The organism is Nocardia sp. NPDC051750, assembly GCF_044453135.1.
Taxonomy (GTDB): Bacteria; Actinomycetota; Actinomycetes; order Mycobacteriales; family Mycobacteriaceae; genus Nocardia.
The window spans coordinates 280200-298162 of the sequence record NZ_JBITCK010000008.1; the positions used below are offsets into that span (position 1 = coordinate 280200).

The 17963-nt window shown below is 66.7% G+C and carries 17 protein-coding genes; 12 read left to right on the top strand and 5 right to left on the bottom strand.

What is annotated here, in order from left to right; translation table 11 throughout:
- Positions 1-16: 16 nt before the first annotated feature.
- The gene (locus ACIA75_RS32355) at positions 17-1579 is read right to left on the bottom strand and encodes an AMP-binding protein (RefSeq protein WP_397111105.1); all 1563 of its coding nucleotides are present in this window, start codon (positions 1577-1579) and stop codon (positions 17-19) included.
- A 120-nt stretch (positions 1580-1699) separates the two neighbouring features.
- Between ACIA75_RS32355 and ACIA75_RS32360 the strand changes: the two genes are divergently transcribed.
- A complete protein-coding gene (locus tag ACIA75_RS32360; RefSeq protein ID WP_397110845.1) occupies positions 1700-2464 on the top strand; it encodes an enoyl-CoA hydratase/isomerase family protein in 765 nt (254 codons plus the stop codon).
- 157 nt (positions 2465-2621) lie between these two features.
- Here ACIA75_RS32360 and ACIA75_RS32365 read toward each other — a convergent pair whose 3' ends face one another.
- The gene (locus tag ACIA75_RS32365; protein ID WP_397110846.1) at positions 2622-3212 is read right to left on the bottom strand and encodes a TetR/AcrR family transcriptional regulator; all 591 of its coding nucleotides are present in this window, start codon (positions 3210-3212) and stop codon (positions 2622-2624) included.
- A 263-nt stretch (positions 3213-3475) separates the two neighbouring features.
- Between ACIA75_RS32365 and ACIA75_RS32370 the strand changes: the two genes are divergently transcribed.
- The 4 genes from ACIA75_RS32370 (at position 3476) to ACIA75_RS32385 (ending at position 6877) form a co-directional block, all read left to right on the top strand.
- Positions 3476-4744 carry a cytochrome P450 gene (locus ACIA75_RS32370; RefSeq protein WP_397110847.1) on the top strand — a complete coding sequence of 423 codons (1269 nt, stop codon included), beginning with the start codon at positions 3476-3478 and terminating at the stop codon, positions 4742-4744.
- A gap of 62 nt (positions 4745-4806) precedes the next feature.
- Complete coding sequence (locus ACIA75_RS32375; protein WP_397110848.1) at positions 4807-5643, top strand: mycofactocin-coupled SDR family oxidoreductase; 837 nt, start codon at positions 4807-4809, stop codon at positions 5641-5643.
- Positions 5644-5760: 117 nt separating this feature from the next.
- The gene (locus tag ACIA75_RS32380; RefSeq protein ID WP_397110849.1) at positions 5761-6183 is read left to right on the top strand and encodes a hypothetical protein; all 423 of its coding nucleotides are present in this window, start codon (positions 5761-5763) and stop codon (positions 6181-6183) included.
- 40 nt (positions 6184-6223) lie between these two features.
- Positions 6224-6877, top strand: a complete 654-nt coding sequence (locus ACIA75_RS32385; RefSeq protein ID WP_397110850.1) for a Uma2 family endonuclease — start codon at positions 6224-6226, stop codon at positions 6875-6877.
- A gap of 19 nt (positions 6878-6896) precedes the next feature.
- On the opposite strand, the gene ACIA75_RS32390 is transcribed toward ACIA75_RS32385, so the two are convergent.
- Both ACIA75_RS32390 and ACIA75_RS32395 read right to left on the bottom strand, forming a co-directional pair.
- Positions 6897-7793 carry a serine hydrolase gene (locus tag ACIA75_RS32390; protein ID WP_397110851.1) on the bottom strand — a complete coding sequence of 299 codons (897 nt, stop codon included), beginning with the start codon at positions 7791-7793 and terminating at the stop codon, positions 6897-6899.
- On the bottom strand, positions 7790-8665 hold the full coding sequence (locus tag ACIA75_RS32395) for a LysR family transcriptional regulator (protein WP_397110852.1): 876 nt from the start codon (positions 8663-8665) through the stop codon (positions 7790-7792). Before ACIA75_RS32395 ends, ACIA75_RS32390 begins: the two co-directional genes overlap by 4 nt.
- 196 nt (positions 8666-8861) lie before the next feature.
- Here ACIA75_RS32395 and bla point away from each other — a divergent pair, with 196 nt between their 5' ends.
- Positions 8862-9770, top strand: coding sequence for a class A beta-lactamase (bla, locus tag ACIA75_RS32400; RefSeq protein ID WP_397110853.1), 909 nt, complete (start codon positions 8862-8864; stop codon positions 9768-9770).
- A 2-nt stretch (positions 9771-9772) separates the two neighbouring features.
- Positions 9773-10012: a hypothetical protein gene (locus ACIA75_RS32405; protein WP_397110854.1), complete on the top strand. Its 240-nt coding sequence runs from the start codon at positions 9773-9775 to the stop codon at positions 10010-10012.
- 2 nt (positions 10013-10014) lie between these two features.
- Here ACIA75_RS32405 and ACIA75_RS32410 read toward each other — a convergent pair whose 3' ends face one another.
- On the bottom strand, positions 10015-10656 hold the full coding sequence (locus tag ACIA75_RS32410; protein WP_397110855.1) for a pentapeptide repeat-containing protein: 642 nt from the start codon (positions 10654-10656) through the stop codon (positions 10015-10017).
- Between the two features lie 641 nt (positions 10657-11297).
- Here ACIA75_RS32410 and ACIA75_RS32415 point away from each other — a divergent pair.
- Genes ACIA75_RS32415 through ACIA75_RS32435 form a run of 5 tightly spaced genes read left to right on the top strand, consistent with a single transcriptional unit; the run spans position 11298 to position 17963 of the window.
- Entirely contained in the window at positions 11298-12905 is a 1608-nt protein-coding gene (locus tag ACIA75_RS32415) for an SMP-30/gluconolactonase/LRE family protein (RefSeq protein WP_397110856.1), read from the top strand.
- Between the two features lie 3 nt (positions 12906-12908).
- Positions 12909-13754 carry an SDR family NAD(P)-dependent oxidoreductase gene (locus ACIA75_RS32420; protein ID WP_397110857.1) on the top strand — a complete coding sequence of 282 codons (846 nt, stop codon included), beginning with the start codon at positions 12909-12911 and terminating at the stop codon, positions 13752-13754.
- A gap of 58 nt (positions 13755-13812) precedes the next feature.
- Complete coding sequence (locus ACIA75_RS32425) at positions 13813-15186, top strand: SRPBCC family protein (protein WP_397110858.1); 1374 nt, start codon at positions 13813-13815, stop codon at positions 15184-15186.
- Positions 15187-15225: 39 nt separating this feature from the next.
- On the top strand, positions 15226-17049 hold the full coding sequence (locus ACIA75_RS32430) for a flavin-containing monooxygenase (protein ID WP_397110859.1): 1824 nt from the start codon (positions 15226-15228) through the stop codon (positions 17047-17049).
- Positions 17046-17963 carry an SDR family NAD(P)-dependent oxidoreductase gene (locus ACIA75_RS32435; RefSeq protein WP_397110860.1) on the top strand — a complete coding sequence of 306 codons (918 nt, stop codon included), beginning with the start codon at positions 17046-17048 and terminating at the stop codon, positions 17961-17963. Before ACIA75_RS32430 ends, ACIA75_RS32435 begins: the two co-directional genes overlap by 4 nt.

Consider the following 17963-nt stretch of genomic DNA (forward strand, 5'->3'; position numbering starts at 1 on the left):
TATGAGAATCCTATTCTCATAGTTGTTCGGTCGCAACGGCCTCGTTATGTGCCGCGGCCAGGTCACGCCGGATGGCGAATTTCTGGATCTTCCCGCTGGGGGTGCGCGGGAAGTCCGCGACGATGTGCAGTTCCTCGGGCCACTTCTGTTTGGCCAGGCCGGCCTGTTCGAAATGCGCCCGGAGGGCTTCGATATCGGGTTCGGGATGCGACGGCAGGCAACGCACCACCGCCGCGGTGCGTTCACCCAGGCGCGGATCGGGTACGGCGACCGCCACGCCCTCGGCCACCCCGGGTAAGGAGAGCAGCACCTCCTCGACCTCGAGCGCGCTCACGTTCTCGCCGCCGCGGATGATGATGTCGGATTTGCGGTCGGTGATGGTCAGGTATCCGTCGGCGTCGAGAACGCCGATATCGCCGGTGTGGTACCAGCCGTCCGCGTCGAACATGCGGGCGGTGAGGTCGGCATCGGTGTAACCCAGGCACAGATCCGGCCCGCGGCTGATGATCTCCCCGTCCTCGCCCAGCCGGAACTCCACCCCCGGTAGCGCGTTGCCGTCGGTGAACATGCGCTTCGCCGCCGGTGCGGTGTGCATCGATCCGGTGATCGAGGGGTGTTCGGTGCTGCCGTAGGAACGGAACACCGTGATCCCGAGGTTCTCGAGCCGGCTGCTCACCGCGGCCGGTACCGCCGCCCCGCCGAGCCCGGCGTAGCGGAGTTGTTCGAGGTGGGTGGGCTTGTAGTCCGGGTGGTCGAGCAGGCTGGTGACGAAATAACTGACGCCGCCGCCGACGCAGATGTTCTCGGTTTCCATCAGCTCGAGCACCCATCCCGGATCCCAGAGGTCGAGCAGGTGGATGGGGGCGCCGTCGAGCACCGGGATGAGCAGGGCGTTGAGCATGCCGATGAAATGCCCGACCGGTGCGGAGGTGAGTTGGTCACCCCGATCCGCGGGATACATACCGGCCAGTTGCCGGACTTCGTACCCGAGCGTGTTGTGGCTGTGTACTACACCCTTGGGTGCACTCGTGGTGCCCGAGGTGAAGGCGATACACGCGGGGTTGTCCGGATCGGTGGTCAGCACGCCGGTCATGGGCTCGGGGTCGAGAAGTTCGTCGAAATCCCGGCCGACCACTCCCACCACGGGCACCGCGGCACACAGATCGGGGTCGAATTCATTGTGGCCGAAGCGTTCGCAGGTGATGAACGCCTTGGGCCGGACGGCCTCGAGAATGTAGCCGAGTTCTTTGCGGCCGTAGAAATGCGCGACGGGCACCACCGTGGTGCCCAGCAGTGCCGATGCCCAGTACGTCGCTGCCGCTTCCATCCAGTTCGGGAGCTGGAACACGACGAGATCGCCGGGTCCGACACCGCGCCGGCGCAGTCCGGCGGCCAGTCGCCGCGCGATCAGTTCGACGTCGGCGAAGGTGCCGGAATAGGGGCGGATCCGGGAGTGGACCGCGAACCGCGCCTCGGGGGCGGCGGCGAGGCTGCGGGCCAGGAGCTCACCGAGGGTCTCGTCGGCCCACCAGCCCGCTTCGCGATAGCGAAGGGCCAGTTCCGGGGGAACCTGGCGGATGGGCGAGTCGGGCCCGGAGGCGGTAGCGAAGCGTGACCACGCAGGGCCCTCGCCCATGCGCCCTGAATTCGGCATATTTCGAACTCCCGATCCGCGCGCCGGAAACCAGCGGGAAACTATATGGTTCTCTATGTAAGAGAATCATATTTCCGTCGAGGAGAACAAGTCGTGATCGAGCTCGAACTGACGGACGGTCTGGCCGTCGTCACCATCAACCGCCCGCATGCGCGCAATGCCATCGCCCTCGACACGATGGACGAGCTGGACAAGGCGATCGACGGAGCCGCCGGTGCGCGGGCCCTGGTGATCACCGGCGCCGGCGACAAGGCGTTCGTCTCCGGTGGCGACCTCAAGGAACTCGCCGCCCTGCGCACCCACGAACAGGCCGCCGCGATGGCGAACCGGATGCGGCAGGTATGCGACAAACTGGCGGGCTTCCCGGGTCCGGTGATCGCCGCCCTCAACGGGCACGCGCTAGGGGGTGGCGCCGAGGTGGCGGTGGCCGCGGATATCCGGATCGCGGCGGCCGATGTCAAGATCGGGTTCAATCAGGTCGCGCTGGCGATCATGCCGGCCTGGGGCGGGGCCGAGCGGCTCACCCGCCTGGTCGGGCGCAGCCGGGCCCTGTTGCTGGCGGGGACGGGGGAGATCCTCACCGCGCCCGACGCCGAACGCCTGGGGCTGGTGGACCGGGTGCTGCCCCGCGGCGAGTTCGACGCGGGCTGGCGAGCGGTCGCGCGGGCGCTGGCCAACCCCTCGGCGAGCGAGATCAAGCGGGTGGTGGACGGCGTGAGTCCGCAGGAGGCGGTGGACGCGTTCGCCAGGCTCTGGGTATCCGACGAGCACTGGGCCGCGGCGGACCGGGTGATGAACCGCGGCAAGTGAGCCGGAGGTGCTCAGTCAAGACCTCCGCGGCCGGGTGAAGCTCACCTGTAGACCGTCCATGGCCGGAGCGGACGCGGAGGTACGCAGGGAGCGCATGGCCGGAGCGGATGCGGAGGTACGCAGGGAGCGCATGGCCGGAGCGGATGCGGAGGTACGCCTACTCCGGTTGTCCGTCCTCGAGCAGGCCGATCTCGCGTTCGGCGAATGCGAAGGTCTCGGCGTGCCCGGCGGTTATGCCCAGTGCCTGTTCGAGGACGACCATCCGGGCCGCGCTGGTCATCAGGACCGACAGGACATCCGCCGGGAACCGGCTCGTATCGACCCCGTAGCCGGCGAGCATCCGGCCCAGGGCTTCGGTCTGGGCGGCGCGGAACTGCTCGGAGTAGCGCGCCAATTCGGCCCGGATGGCCGGATGATGATTGGCCAAGCCGACGTATTCCATGGTGAAACGCGCCGCGGTGGCATCGGTGCTGAAGGCCCACAGTGCGTGCAGTGGGCGGTCGGATTTCAGGACCTGCGCCAGGGCTTCGAGCCCTTCGTCGGCGCGGCGGCGGAACAGTTCGAGGAACAGGTCCTCCATCGACCGGAAGTAGTAGTGCACCAATTGCGGTTTGAGGCCGGCGTGTTCGGCGATCCGCCGGGAGGTCACCGTCGACCACCCCTGTTCCAGCATGAGCTGTTCGGCGGCGTCCATCAGGACACCGCGGTTCTTGGCGTCGGGTGCGCCGAGCCGGCGGGGTGTTGACATGGTCGTGCCTCCTCCTGGAAATCCGCGCGGCCGTTGCGGTCATGGGATCACCGGGATGGTATCCCCGCGAGCTGCGACTGTTGACGTCCGCCGGCCCCACATGCTAAGCATGTGCTCAGCATCACATCTGAGCGCCCGCTCAGCAAGGGTCTCCCGGATCGTCTCCGGATCGGGGCACTCGGATGAGATGTCTTCCGGCGCAAGGCGTATCAACCGGTGATCCGCGGTTGGCAACAACACTCTGCTGATATCAGGAGGTTCCCGTGACCGATTTCGATACGGTCGACTACTTCACCGACCCGGCGCTGGTGCCCGATCCGCACCCCTACTACGACCATCTGCGCGCCAAATGCCCGGTGACACAAGAACCCAACTACGGCGTCTACGCGGTGACCGGCTACGAGGAAGCCAACGATGTGCTCCGCGACTCGGACACCTTCTCCTCGTGCATCGCGGTGGGCGGCCCGTTCCCGCCGCTGCCGTTCACTCCCGAGGGCGACGACATCACCGCGCAGATCGCCGAACACCGCAAAGAGCTGCCGCTGTGGGAGCACATGGTCACCATGGACCCGCCGGATCACACCGCCGCCCGCTCACTGCTGAACCGGCTTCTCGTTCCTTCGCGACTGAAGGAGAACGAGGAGTTCATGTGGAAACTGGCCGATAAACAGCTCGACGAATTCATCGACGACGGCCGCTGCGAGTTCCTCGGTGCCTACGCCAAGGTGTTCACCCTGCTGGTGATCGCCGACCTGCTCGGCGTGCCCGAGGAGTATCACGACGAACTGCGCATCAACCTCGCCGGCGGCCCCACCGTGGGGTCGATCGACAAGGAGATCGTGCCCATCAATCCGCTGGAGTGGCTGGACAATCTGTTCAGCGAGCTGATCTCCGATCGGCGCAAGAATCCCCAGGACGATGTCCTGACCTCGCTGGCAGAGGCGAAGTACCCGGACGGCTCGACGCCCGAGGTCATCGATGTGGTGCGCACCGCGACCTTCCTCTTCGGCGCGGGTCAGGAAACCACCGCCAAACTGCTCGGCAGCGCGATGCAGTTCATGGTGATGCACCCGGACCTGCAGGATGCGCTGCGGGCCGACCGCAGCAAGATCCCGGTGTTCATCGAGGAAACCCTGCGCATGCAGGCTCCGGTGAAGAGCGGTTTCCGGCTGGCGAAGAAACCGGTGGAGATCGGGGATGTGCCGATTTCGGCCGGTGATCTGGTGATGGTCTGCCCCGGCGCCGCCAACCGTGACCCCCGCCGCTTCGAGAATCCGCACGAATTCGACCTGAACCGGCCGAACTTCCGCGAGCACATGGCCTTCGGCCGCGGTGTGCACACCTGCCCCGGTAGCCCACTGGCCCGGGTCGAGGGCCGGGTGTCGCTGGAGCGGATTCTGGACCGGATGCTCGATATCCGGGTGGATCCGGAAAAGCACGGCTCCCTCGACAACCCGGTGTTCAACTTCGAGCCGACCTTCATCCTGCGCGGCCTGACCGATCTGCACATCACCTACACCCCCAATTCCTGAAAACACAGCCACCGCAACGCAAGCCGGCAGTCGCGCTGCCGCCACGAGGAAAAGAGGAAATCATGACCGGACGGGTCGAAGGGAAGGTCGCCTTCATCACCGGCGCCGCGCGCGGCCAGGGCCGCAGCCATGCGGTGCGGCTGGCCGAAGAAGGCGCCGACATCATCGCCATCGATATCTGTAAGCCGATCGATACGGTCGAGATCCCGCTGGCGACCCCGGACGATCTCGCCGAAACCGAGGAGTTGGTGAAGAAGACCGGCCGCCGGATCGTCACCGCCGAGGTCGACGTCCGGGATTCCGACGCGCTGAAGGCGTCGCTCGCCGAATCCGTCGGAAAACTGGGCCGGCTCGACATCATCGTCGCCAACGCCGGTATCGCCAGCGGCGGCGACACCCTGGCCGAGACCGACGAGCAGGTCTGGCAGGACATGATCGATGTCAACCTCAGCGGTGTCTGGAAATCGGTGAAAGCCGGTGTCCCGCACATCCTGGAGGGCGGACGCGGCGGTTCGGTCGTGCTCACCAGCTCGGTCGGCGGTCTGAAGGCCTACCCGCAGACCGGTCACTATGTGTCCGCGAAACACGGTGTCGTCGGTCTGATGCGGGCGTTCGCGGTGGAACTCGGCCAGCACATGATCCGGGTCAATTCGGTGCACCCGACCCATGTGAGCACCGCCATGATCATGAACGAGAAGACGTTCGCCATGTTCCGCCCCGATCTGGAGAACCCGACCGCCGACGATATGGCGCCGATCTGCCAGATGTTCCACACTCTGCCCGTGCCGTGGGTGGACCCGATCGATATCAGCAACGCGGTGCTGTACCTGTCCTCGGACGAGGCCCGCTACCTCACCGGCGTCACGCTGCCGGTGGACTGCGGTTCGATGCTCAAGTAGCCGATCCGATCCCGGGCCGTGCGGTCCGGACGGCGTCTCGTCCGGACCGCACGGGCTGTCGGCTGATGCGACCGAACCAGCCGGTCGGCGGCGTGCGCCATGCGATAATCGGCGGTTATGAACGCCGTGCGTCCGGTCCGGTGGGTGGTCGCCGCGGGAATTGTCCTGGCCGCGCCGGGATGTGCCGCGGCCGAGCCGGCACCGGCACCGCTGCCCGAGTTGGGGACCGAATTCACCCTGGCGGCCGGTGATACCGCGGTGCTGGACGAAGGCAGGGTGGCGGTGCTGTTTCGCGATGTGCCCGAGGACAGCAGATGCCCCGCCGATGTGGCGTGCGCCTGGGCGGGCGACGCGACCGTGATCACCGAGGTTTCGGCCGGGGGTGCGTCGTCGGCCCACGAACTGCACTCCAACCCCACCTTTCCGACCGAGGTGAGCACCGGCGGCTACCGAATCGCGCTGCGATCGGTCCGGCCGCCGGCTCGCGCCGAGATCCCCCTCTCCGAGTATCGGGTGAGGCTCCTGGTCACACGGGAATAGTCCGGGGCACCCCGGTGGACATCGCGGTTACCATGTGGGCATGTCGCGCTCATTCGCCGCCCGGCCCGACCTCCCCGAGTACATGACGTGGGAGGAGCTGGAGCGGCTCCCGGCGGAGACCGCCGGCCAGATCGAGCTCTGGGAAGGGCGGGTCGTGTGGGTGCGGCGCGGCCCCGCCGAGCACCAGGCATTCACCTTCTCGCTGACGGCGGCGCTGAAGCGGTGTGCCCGCGAAGCCATGGCCGGCGATCCGGAGCGGTGTCTGCGAGTCGACTTGGAGACGAATGTCTTCTTCGGTGCACACGGAAAATCCGATTTCGTCACCCCGGATTTCCTGGCCTATCGATGCCTGGAAGCGCCGTATCAGGATATCCGCGCCGCTGACGTACTGCTGGTGGGTGAGGTGCTCTCGCCGTCGAACACCCAGGCGGATATGGACGAGAAGAAGTCGCGGTATGCGGAGGCCGGAATCCCCTGGTATTGGGAGGTAACGCTGGCCCGCGAGGAGAGTGCTATCGCCGTGGTCCGCGCCTTCGGGCTGGAGTCCACCCACGGCCGGTTGCCGGACGGTGTGCACCCGCTGTACCCGGCCAACTATCTGCTGGCCGGAAAGTGGACGCCGCAGGACTCCGAGCGGATCTCCCTCGGCTTTCCGTTTTCGATCGACATCCCCTGGCGCGAACTCGCCTTCTGATCGAATTCTGCGCCGGTCATCAATCGGCCGACAGAGCACGGCGCAAGGCGGTGACCGCTATCCGGGCCGCCTCCGCGATGGCGGCATCGACGGCCGGAAGTGCGGGGTCGGCGCGGGCGGCGCGGGTGAACACCGCCACCGCGACCGGATACTCGCCGGGGAATTCGACCACGGCGGCCTCGTTGCGGATGATGCCGATGGTTCCGGTTTTCCCGGCGACCGCCACCCCGCGGTGCGGGAACCCGGCCGCGATGCGATGCGGCCACACCTGGCGGCGCATGATCGAGCGCGCGAACTCGGTTTGTTCCGCCGAGACGACCTCGCCGCGCCACAGCGCGGACAGCAGAGCCGTCATCTCTTCCGGTGCGGTGGCACTCGTATAGGCGGGGTCGTAGGCCGATACGGTCCACGCCTCGTCGTTGTCGGCGAGCGCCGCAAAGGCCTCGATGGTGCTGTGGGTATCGGTGTCCTGCACCAGGCTGCGCTGAATATCGGCTGTTCCACCCACCAACCGGGTCCGGGTGAGCCCGAGCGATTCCAGAAGCTCGTGTATCGGGCCGAGCCCGACCTCACCCAGCAGCAGATCCGCCGCGGCATTATCGGAAACGGTCATCATCGAGGTCGCCAGATCGCGTCGGCTCATGGTGACCGGGTCGTGCAGGGCGGAGATCCCGGTGGGCCCGGGAGTGCATTCCGCCGGAACGAGGGTGAGCCGCTCGAGCGGATCGAGACGGCCCGCGTCCACAGCCCGGCAATACGCCAGCAGCAGTGGGAGTTTGTACACCGACGCGGTCACCACACGATCGGCGCCACCGAGCGAAACCTCCTCGTCGTTGCCGTCGCAGCGCCGGGCATGCAGCCGTCCGGTACACCCCGCATCGGCGAACACCGCACGAATACGTTCGGCGGTGGTCATCGCAGCCGTTCCCGGTAGAGCACGCTGTCCAGGGCATTCGCGTGTTCCTCGGCGCCCGCCCGGTGGATCACCCGGCAGCGCAGGGCGACCGACTGGGGCGCCATTCGCAGCCATGCGACCCCCGGGATATCCGACGGCGGGGTGGTGGTGAGACCGAAACTCGTACCGGCGGCGACTGCCGCGAGCACCGCGCGATCATCGTGGATGGTGACGGTCGGCGCGTCCAGTCCGCGTTCGCGCAGCAGATCCCGGACCGTATCGGAGGCCGGGGGATTGGCGGCACGCGGATATGCCGCATAGGTGAGGTCGGCGAGCATCGGGAACACCGGACGTTCGCTGGCCGCGCTGCGATGCTCGGCCGGGACGACGATCCAGCGCGGTAGTTTCACCACCGGCCGGGCTTCGACACCGTCGACCAGCGCCGGATGTTCGATCACCGCCACATCGCACAGCCCCGACCGCACCGCCGATACCAGGTCGACCGTCGAGGCCACGGTGGTGGAAACGGCGTCGCCGCACGTGTTTCCGGTGCGCAGGGCGGTGACGCAGGCGGTGAGGATCCGGTCGGGCAGCGCGGTGGTCGCGCCCCAGTGCACGGTGCCGCGGGTCCGGGCGATGCGCTGGGCCTCGGCCAGCAGCCGTTCCGCGTCGTCGACCAGCAGTCTGGCCCGCGGCAGCAGCTGCCGGCCGGCCGCGGTGAGCACGGCGCCCTGCCGGGTCCGGTGGACGAGTTCGACCCCGAGCCGGCTCTCCAGCCGTCGCAATCCTTGCGACAGCGGCGGTTGCGTCATATCCAGGACGGTGGCCGCCCGTCCGAAATGGCCCTCGTCCGCGATGGCGACGAAATAGCCGAGGTGGCGGATCAGGTCCATAGCCATATTGAACCAGCGGCGCGTCCGGGCGCTGTCCAGCTGCGGATTCAGCAGCCGAATCGACCGATGAAATGGCTATTCACCTGCAATGATATCCAAAGCGAATGATGTACGGGAGTGTCGGATATTGGCGGCGGGTCCGGGGCCCGTGTGTGCTGCCGATGTGAAACCGAACCGATTCGTACGACCTGCCCCGGTGGGACGCCGTTCGCTCGTGGCGGTCCTGGCCGTAACCGCGTTCGCCGCCGGCGCCTGCGGTTCGGACACCGGCCCGGCCACACCGACGCCGAACAGCGCACCGGTCATTGCCGACCTGAGCACCAGGCTGATCGAGCTCGAGGAGCGGCACAACGTCATGTTCGGGATCGCCGCCTACAGCCCGACGGGTGCGCGGCCCTTCGAGTGGAACGCCGACGACCCGTTCGCGATGTGCTCGACGTTCAAGGTCTACGCGGTGGCGGCCTTGCTGCGCCTCGCCGAACGCGGCGAAGTGGACCTGAACGAGAGCGTGCCGATCCTCCGGGACGAGCTGGTGCTGGCGTCGCCGACCACCAGCTACCGCGCCGGCGAGACGCTGACCTGGTACGACCTGTCTCAAGCCGCCATCGTCCGCAGCGACAACACGGCCGCCAATATGATCCTGCGCCGGATCGGTGGGCCGCCCGCGGTGACCGCGCTGGCGCGGTCGGTCGGCGATACCGAGACGAGGCTGGACCGCTGGGAACCCGAACTCAACGAAGGACTCCCCGGCGACACCCGGGACACCAGCACCGCGGCCGCCATGGCCACCGGCTTTCACCAGCTGATCCTCGGCAACGCGCTGTCCCCCGGCCACCGCCGGATGCTCACCGGATGGATGCGGTCGAGCGTCACCTCGCGCGAACGCATGCGCGCCGGGCTGCCGGTCGGCTGGGTGGCGGCCGACAAGACCGGGGCCGGCGGTTTCGGCACCGTGAACGATGCGGGCGTGGTGTGGAGCCCCACCGGCACCTCGGTCGTCCTGGTCATCTTCAGTCGCTCGACGATCGGCTACCCCACGGCCGCGCCCAGCAACCAAGCCCTCGCCGAAGCCACAACGGCCGTCCTGGAGGCGGTAACGAGCTGAGCGTGTCGCGGCAAGCGGTCGAACCCTCGAAGGCTCGCCGAATTGCTCGGCCGGGAGCGGACAGCCACTACGAGGAGATCCAGGACCGATCGCCGGCGGAGGTCGATGGTGTGCTTGCCTCTGCCCCGCGCCGAGCGGCGGAGGTGGTGGTGCGAGCCGTCCTGTCGCAGGTATTGATCCCGGACAGCGGTCTCACCGACGAGGAGCTTGCGCGGACGGCGGCCCGCGCGAGAACCCGCTGAACTCAGGGCTGCACGATCAGCCCGACCGCGGCGGCGAGTGTGGGGGCGAGATCCATCAACTGGGCCGGTGTCACGAGCGCACCGCGCAACGACTCCACTCCGTCGGCGATGCCGATACTGTGCGCAGCACGGAAATCGACCTTCTTCAGTTGCGCGTTCCGCACCGTCAGTTCCGCTATCTCAGAACCGGGGAAACTCACCTCGGACAGCTTCGCACTCCCGAAATCGACATGGCGCAGTACGCAATCGACGAACCGGACCTTGGTGAACCGCGCGTTCCGGAAGTTCACCGAATCGAGTTTGCAGTTGTGGAACTCCACTCGGCGCAGTTCGGCCCCGCTGGCTTCCACCCCGGACCATGCGCCCTCGATCAGCTCCGCGTCCATCCACGCGCTGTCCGGCATCTCCGTGCCGGTGAACCGGACACCCTGCAACCAGACATCGGCGAACCGCGCCCCACCGGCCACACCGCGATCGACCGTCACCGACCGGAAGGCGCACTGGCCGAACACGGTAGTGCGGAGATCGGGTTCGGTCAGGGCCGTCTCGTCGAACAGCGCGCAGTCGTATTCACGGTCCGCGTCCAGGGCACCGGCCGGCTCCAGCCAGCGGGCGAACGGCAGATCGGCCAGTGTCCGGGACATTGCGCTCCTTCGCCGACGATCGTCCGATCATGCCGAGATGGTTCCACTGTAGATCGTGAATTGCTGGCCCGATCGACCAGATGTACCGATGCCGGGCGGGTCCTCCCCGTGTGTGCGGGGCGGACACTTACTGACCTGCGCTGTTACGGAGGTCTGTGCCGTATTTCATTCGGTTTCGATCATTCTCCATCATCGGCCAACTCCGCGGGTGTGGCGAGGTGTCCTCGGTCGCTCCGCGCGAAAGGGATATCGCGGGACTGCAATTTGGGATGTTCGACCTGCCGGCGCTGTCTGTGGCGTCGATGATTCAGCGTGGGTCGCGAGCTTGCCCGTCTGGGCGTGCCGGAAGGTTGCGGCAGGCCCTCTGACCTGCGAAACCGAACATGACGCGATCTCGTCGGACTTACTCATTTCCCAAATGGAGAATGGTATTCTCCAATCAGCGAGGTGGGCGGCCCGGGGTGGAACCGCGGCGGTGCCGAAGGTGCTCGTGCCCATGCGGATACCGTATGCTCACATCTATCCTTACAAAGATTGCAATACTTATTGCGCTTGCCTGGATAGGGCGTTAGATTCCTTACAAGTCCTCGACATCGAGGCGGATCAGCGCTATCGGCCGGGTCGGTTGGGAGTCAGTCGGAATGTTGCAGCAAGAGGCTCGCTATCAGGGCGGTCAGGCGATCGGGGTCGCGGCGGGCTGGAGTCAGCGGCGGGTCACGCCGCCGAGCCGGCTGTTCGGGGCCAACGGTCTGCGGACCGGGCCGGACGGGCGGATCTATATCGCCCAGGTGACCGGTAGCCAGATCAGCGCCCTCGATATCGACACCGGCGCCATCGAAACCATCAGCGCCAAAGGCGGCGATATCATCGCGCCCGACGATTGCGCCTTCGATCCGGACGGCAATCTGTACGCCACCGAAGTGATGGACGGCCGGGTCAGCGCCCGCAATGCCGACGGCACCACCCGGCTGCTGCGCGCGGATCTGCCCAGCGCCAACGGCATCACCGTGTATCAGGGCCGGTTGTTCGTCAACGAATGCCGGCCCGGCGGGCGGCTCATGGAACTGCCACTCGACGGCAGCACACCGCGCATCCTGCTGGAGAACATCGAACAGCCCAACGCCATGGAGGTCGGGCCCGACGGGTTGCTGTATTACCCGGTGATGGGTCTGAACGAGATCTGGCGCATCCACCCCGACGGTGGCGAACCGGAACGCGTGACCGGCGACCTCGGCGTTCCGGATTCGGTGAAGTTCGACGCCGACGGATTCATCGTCTCCACCCAGGTGGCCTCGGGCCAGGTGCTGCGGATCAACCCGCGCAACGGTGAGAAGGCGGTCCTGGCACAGCTCAACCCGGGTCTGGACAACTGCACCCTGGTGAACGGCCGGCTGTTCGTCTCCAATTTCACCGGCGAGATCACCGAGATCCTGTCCGACGGCACCACCCGGACCACGCTGCCCGGTGGCCTGAACTGGCCGCTGGATCTGACCGTGGGACCCGACGGCACCCTGTTCGTCGCCGACGGCACCTACTTCTACGCCGTCGGTCCCGACGGTCTCGAAACCCTGGGCATGCTGTTCAGCCCCGGCTATCCCGGTTTCGCCCGCGGTGTGACCGCCACCGGGCCGGGTGAATTCGTGGTCGCGACCGCCGGCGGCCAGGTCGCGCGGTGGCGGCCGGCGGCGGGGGAGTGCGAATTCCTGGCCGGCGCCGAGGCGCCCCTGGATCAGCTGTACGGGGTCGAGGTCGGGCCCGGGGGGACCATCGTCACCACCGAATTCGGCACCGGCCGGGTGCTCGGCGTGCGCGGCGACGGCGGGGTTGATGTGCTGGCCTCCGGGCTGGACAAGCCGATCGGTGTCGCGTTCACGGCGGACGGTACCTGTCTCGTCGCCGAATCCGGTGCGGGCCGGGTTGTCTCGGTGACCCCCGCGGGTGTGGACACGGTGGTGGACGGCCTGGACAAACCCCAGGGCATCCTGATCCGCGGTGCGCAGCTGCTGATCGTCGATTCCGGGGCCAAGAACCTGGTCTCGGTCGATCTGGAGACCACAGCGCGCGAGGTCCTCGCCTGGAATCTGCCGGTGGGCGCTCCGCCCGGGGTGACCCCGAAACCGCTGCTGGGTATGCCGCCGTTCTCCGGTCCGCAGGGGCCGTTCGCGGGAATCACCGCGGGACCGGACGGGACTCTGTATATCGCCGCCGATGCCGAGGGCAGTGTCCTCGCGTTCCGGAAGGACGGATGAAACATGACAGGTGAATTCTTCGGGCTCGACGGACGCGTGGTGATCGTGTCCGGTGCGGGTGGCGGCGGTATCGGCACCGCGGTGACCAGGCTGGTCGCGCAGGCCGGCGCGACCGTGCTCGGGGTCAGCCGGGGCGCGGAGAACCTGGCGAAGCATGTGGAACCCCTGGCCGGCGAGGGACTGAAAGTCGTTCCGGTGCAAGCCGACGCCGCCAGCGAGGAAGGTGTCGCCACCGTGCTGGAGGCCGCCCGGCAGGCCGACGGAGACCTCTACGGCCTGGTGAATATCGCCGGCGGTGCCGCACCCGCCACCTGGATGCCCTCGACCCGGGTGACCCGCGAGGACTGGCGGGCGTTGTTCGCGCAGAACCTCGAATCGATGTTCTTCATGAGCCAGGCCGTGGCCGCGGAGATCAAATCGCAAGGCCGTCCCGGATCGATCGTGTCGTTGTCGTCGATCAGCGGTATGAACACCGCGCCGTTCCATATCGCGTACGGCACCGCGAAAGCCGCCCTGGTCGCCGCGACCCGCACGATGGCGGTCGAACTGGCGCTCAGCGATATCCGGGTGAACGCGATCGCGCCCGGTGTCACCGAAACGCCCTCCTCACGAACCTATGTGGGCCAGGACGCCGAACGTGACCGGACGGCCATCGCCATGGGACGTCGCGCCCGGCCCGAGGAACAGGCCGGAGCGGTGCTGTTCCTGCTCTCGCAGCTGTCGTCGTATATCACCGGGCAGACGATCCTGGTCGACGGCGGACTCAATTTGAAATGGACTCATCTGGGCGCCGACAACACCTCGCTGTTCCTCGAGGACGACGGGTTCCGCGCCGCCATCACCCGCTGACCACCGACATGTATTGCACCGACACCGACTGTCCCCGGACCCGGGGTGGGAGAACGCCATGAGCGAGACCGTCGACGATATCGCCACGAACACCGAACCGCTGTCCGAGCCGATGACGATCGGCGTGGAGGCATACCTCAGCCCCGACTACGTGAAAGCCGAACGCGACAAGCTGTGGCGCAAGGTGTGGCAGCAGGTCGGGCGGGTCGAGGAGATCCCCCGCGTGGGTGACTACCTCACCTACGAGATCCTCGACGATTCGATCATCATTGTGCGCACCGCCGCGGACACGATCCGCGCGTACCACAATGTGTGCGCGCACCGCGGCCGCAAACTGGTCGACACCCCGCCGGGCGAACGTAACGCCAAGGGACAGAAGAAGCAGTTCGTCTGTGGTTTCCACGGCTGGCGCTACGACCTCGAGGGCCGCAACACCTTCGTGCCCGAACGCGAGGACTGGCCCTGTGGGCTCACCGAACGCAACGACGGGCTGGTCGATGTGCACGTCGACACTTGGGGTGGCTGGGTCTTCGTCAACCTGGATCCGAACCCGGCGGAGACCCTGCTGGAATACCTCGAACCGGCCGCGGGCCTGCTCGATCCGTTCCAGCTGCAGAACATGCGGTACCGGTGGCGGCGCTGGCTGGTGTTCGACTGCAACTGGAAGGTCGCGCTGGAAGCCTTCATGGAGACCTACCACGTGCCCTACACCCATCCGGAGTTCATGAACTTCGGCATGTTCCTGGGCTGGGCGCGGGCGCAGGGCAAACACAGCAATATCGGCTACGACGCGCCGAAGGGCCAGGAGGAGACCCAGGGCAAGATCCGCCTGGGTCACGGGCCGGACGCCCGCAAATCCACCATCGAACTGCAGAACTTCACCTGGGAGAACGCCAACACCAACACCACCTGGACCATGGTGGAGGCGGCCCGGCGGCTCACCGAGGAACTGCCCGAGGGCACCCCGGCCCCGGAGGTCATGCAGCACTGGCTGGCCTCGGCGCGCGCCGCCGACGAGGCCCGCGGGGTCATCTGGCCGACCGTCACCCCGGCCGATGTCGCGGCGGCCGGCACCGCGTGGCAGATCTTCCCGAACTTCCAGATCGGGCCGGCGGTGAACAATATGCTCTGCTACAGCGCGCGACCCTACGGCTACGACCCGGACAAATGCATTTTCGAGGCCGCGGTCTACGAACTGTTCCCCGAGGGGGAAGCGCCGGAGACCGAGTGGATCCACACGCCGCAGGACGATCCCGGCTGGCGCACGGTCCTGCCACAGGACTTCGACAATATGGCCGCCGTGCAGCAGGGGATGAAGACCCTGGGCTTCTCCGGCCCGAAACCGAATCCGTATCGCGAGCGCAGTGTCGTCAACCTGCATCACAACCTCGCCAAGTACATGGGCACCGGTGAACCGCGTGACCTCACCTGACCCGGCGTCGCCGGCCCGATCCACCACCGAGGACTCCGAATGAACAACTGCGCACCCACGCAGACCCCCGAGGTCGACCATGCCGCGTTGCGGGCCAAGTACCTGGCCGAACGCGATAAGCGGCTGCGCTCGGAAGGTCAACAGCAGTACGTTTCCAGCGAGGACGGGTTCGCCGACTTCTTCGAGGGCGACCCCTACACTCCGGTGACCCCGCGCGAACCCATCACCGAGGAAGTCGACGTGGTGGTACTCGGCGGCGGCTGGGCCGGACTGACCGCGGGTGCGCGGCTCATTCAGGCCGGTGTCGAGGATTTCCGGATCATCGAACTGGCGGGCGATTTCGGTGGCGCCTGGTACTGGAACCGGTATCCGGGCATCCAATGTGATTCCGACGCCTACTGCTACCTGCCGCTGCTCGAGGAAACCGGCTACATCCCGACGCAGAAATACGCCCGCGGCGACGAATGTTTCGAGCACGCACAGCGGATCGGGAAGCATTTCGGGTTGTACGAGAAGGCGATCTTCTCGACGATGACGAAATCACTGGAATGGGACGAGGCGCTGCGGCGCTGGCAGATCGGCACCAATCGCGATGACCGGATCCTGGCCCGGTTCGTCGTGATGGCGCAGGGCCCGTTCAACAAGCCGAAGCTGCCCGGTATCCCCGGTATCAACGATTTCACCGGGCACACGTTCCATTCGGCCCGCTGGGATTACGCCTACACCGGCGGTGATATGAGCGGCGGCCTGACCGGTCTGGAGGACAAGAAGGTCGCGGTGATCGGCACCGGTGCCAGCGGGATCCAGATCATCCCGCATATCGCCCGGTCGGCCGAACACCTGTATGTCTTCCAGCGGACCCCGTCCTATATCAACGAACGCGGTAACGTCCCCACCGATCCGGAATGGGTGAAATCGCTGCAGCCGGGCTGGCAGCTGGAGCGGCGCCGCAATTTCCACACTGCCGCGTTCGAGGCATTCGCCCCCGGTCAGCCGGATCTGGTGTGCGACGGCTGGACGGAGGTCAGCCGGAATGTGCAGGCCTATCTGGACGAAACGAACAGCTGGGCCGAGGTGACCCCGGAGAAGTTCATGGAGATCCGGGAGATCCAGGACTACCGGGCGATGGAGCGGGTCAGGCAGCGGGTGGACGAGATCGTCGAGGATCCGGCCACCGCGGCGGCCCTCAAACCGTATTACCGATTCCTGTGCAAGCGGCCGTGTTTCAACGACGAATACCTTCCGACGTTCAACCGCCCGAATGTCACCCTGGTCGATGTATCCAAGACCAAGGGCGTCGAGCGGATCACCGCCGACGGCATCGTCGCCGACGGGGTGGAACACCAGGTGGATTGCATCATCTTCGCCAGCGGATTCGAGATCACCACCGATCTGGACCGCCGCTACGGTATCCATCCGTTCACCGGCCGTGACGGTCTGTCGCTCTACGAGCACTGGGCGGACGGTTACCGGACGCTACACGGTCTGACCAGCAACGGTTTCCCGAATATCTTCTTCACCGGGTTCGTCCAGGGCGGGGTGACCGCGAGCACCACCGATATGTTCGATCAGCAGGCCACCCACGCCGCCTACATCATCGGTGAGGCGCTGAACCGGGACGCGACGGTCGTCGAACCGACCCCGGAGGCGGTCGAAGGGTGGTGCGCCACCATCAAGGAAACCGCCGTCGACAACAGCAATTTCCAACGCGAATGCACACCGGGGTACTACAACAACGAGGGTGAGCAGAACATCCGCTCCCATCTCGGTGAGCCCTACTGGCCGGGGTTCTACGCCCTGGAAGATCTGCTGCAGGAATGGCGCGGTACCGGCCGCCTCGAGGGTCTGGCGCTCGGCAAATGAGTGCGGAGAAGCGGTTCGACGGCCGGGTTGCCGTCGTCACCGGGGCCGGTCGTGGGCTCGGTCGTGCTTACGCTCTGCTGCTCGGTGCACGTGGTGCCAAAGTTGTCGTGAATGATGTGGGAGGCGGAATCCCCGGCGGCGACATCGATGCCGGGGTCGCCGGTGGCGTGGTTGCCGAAATACAGGCTGCCGGAGGAGAAGCGGTCGCCAGCGCCGATTCCGTGGCGACTCCGGACGGCGGCCGCGCGATTATCGATACGGCCCTCGATACCTACGGTCGCGTCGATATCCTCATCCACAACGCCGGCAATGTGCGCTACGCCTCGCTGACGGAAATGACTTACGAGGATTTCGATTCCGTTCTCGATGTGCATCTCCGCGGCGCTTTCCACGTGGTCCGCGCCGCGTTCCCGGTGATGCGCGAGGCCGGCTACGGCCGGGTGGTCCTGACCTCCTCGATCGGCGGGCTGTACGGCAACGAGAACGTCGCCAATTACGCCGTCGCCAAAGCCGGCGTGATCGGATTGTCGAATGTGATCGCGCTCGAGGGCGCCGAGCACGGGGTGAAATCCAATGTGATCGTGCCCGCCGCGGTGACCCGCCTGGCCGACGGGCTGGACACCTCGAAATATCCGCCGATGGAACCCGAGCTGGTGGCTCCGGCCGTCGGCTGGCTGGCCCACGAATCCTGCACGATCAGCGGCGAGATGCTGGTCGCGCTGGCGGGCCGGGTGGCACGGGCCTATATCGCGGAAACCCCCGGCGTCTACCGGCCGCAGTGGTCGATCGAGGACGTCGGCGAACAGATCGACGAAATACGCGATACCAACGATTCGTGGCTGCTGCCGGTCGTCCCGTCGGCCCACAGCGACCATATCGGCCGGAGCTTCGCAATGGCCATGGGAGGACAGTGA

Excerpts from the sequence above, each read along its gene's own strand:
- ACIA75_RS32360 (WP_397110845.1), top strand. The coding sequence starts at position 1,700 with ATGGTTCTCTATGTAAGAGAATCATATTTCCGTCGAGGAGAACAAGTC.
- ACIA75_RS32365 (WP_397110846.1), bottom strand. The coding sequence starts at position 3,212 with ATGTCAACACCCCGCCGGCTCGGCGCACCCGACGCCAAGAACCGCGGT.
- ACIA75_RS32375 (WP_397110848.1), top strand. The coding sequence starts at position 4,807 with ATGACCGGACGGGTCGAAGGGAAGGTCGCCTTCATCACCGGCGCCGCG.
- ACIA75_RS32380 (WP_397110849.1), top strand. The coding sequence starts at position 5,761 with ATGAACGCCGTGCGTCCGGTCCGGTGGGTGGTCGCCGCGGGAATTGTC.
- ACIA75_RS32385 (WP_397110850.1), top strand. The coding sequence starts at position 6,224 with ATGTCGCGCTCATTCGCCGCCCGGCCCGACCTCCCCGAGTACATGACG.
- ACIA75_RS32390 (WP_397110851.1), bottom strand. The coding sequence starts at position 7,793 with ATGACCACCGCCGAACGTATTCGTGCGGTGTTCGCCGATGCGGGGTGT.
- ACIA75_RS32395 (WP_397110852.1), bottom strand. The coding sequence starts at position 8,665 with ATGGACCTGATCCGCCACCTCGGCTATTTCGTCGCCATCGCGGACGAG.
- ACIA75_RS32410 (WP_397110855.1), bottom strand. The coding sequence starts at position 10,656 with ATGTCCCGGACACTGGCCGATCTGCCGTTCGCCCGCTGGCTGGAGCCG.
- ACIA75_RS32415 (WP_397110856.1), top strand. The coding sequence starts at position 11,298 with ATGTTGCAGCAAGAGGCTCGCTATCAGGGCGGTCAGGCGATCGGGGTC.
- ACIA75_RS32420 (WP_397110857.1), top strand. The coding sequence starts at position 12,909 with ATGACAGGTGAATTCTTCGGGCTCGACGGACGCGTGGTGATCGTGTCC.
- ACIA75_RS32425 (WP_397110858.1), top strand. The coding sequence starts at position 13,813 with ATGAGCGAGACCGTCGACGATATCGCCACGAACACCGAACCGCTGTCC.
- ACIA75_RS32430 (WP_397110859.1), top strand. The coding sequence starts at position 15,226 with ATGAACAACTGCGCACCCACGCAGACCCCCGAGGTCGACCATGCCGCG.
- ACIA75_RS32435 (WP_397110860.1), top strand. The coding sequence starts at position 17,046 with ATGAGTGCGGAGAAGCGGTTCGACGGCCGGGTTGCCGTCGTCACCGGG.